The sequence below is a fragment of the Pseudomonas sp. 65/3-MNA-CIBAN-0223 genome (assembly GCF_040310425.1).
GTDB lineage: Bacteria > Pseudomonadota > Gammaproteobacteria > Pseudomonadales > Pseudomonadaceae > Aquipseudomonas > Aquipseudomonas gregormendelii.
Genome location: NZ_JBEOPV010000081.1, coordinates 1 through 298 on the forward strand (window position 1 = coordinate 1; position 298 = coordinate 298).

Annotated in this window: 1 protein-coding gene; it reads right to left on the minus strand. The window is 66.8% G+C overall.

Annotated elements, in window-relative coordinates; genetic code table 11:
- Nucleotides 1-298 (minus strand): YaiI/YqxD family protein (locus AAEZ09_RS28005; RefSeq protein ID WP_350601598.1); only part of this gene is annotated, 298 nt, incomplete at both ends.

Below are 298 nucleotides of genomic sequence, written 5' to 3' on the forward strand. Positions count from 1 at the left end.
GTCCAAGGCATTGGCGAACGCCTGCCGGTCGCGTTCGCCATAGGCTGCCTGACCGCCGCCCATCTGGCCCTGATCACGCAGGTCGGTGAACAGGTTGCGCACCGCCAACCGCTCACCCATGTTGCGCTCGTCGAACTCGCGCCCACGCGGATCGAGCGCCGCCACGCCCTTCTTCACCAGGCGATCGGCCAGCGGCACATCACTGCAGATCACCAAGTCGCCAGGAATAGCGTGCTCGACCAGGTAGTCATCGGCCGCATCCGGCCCGCTCGGCACCACGATCAACCGGACACAGGCG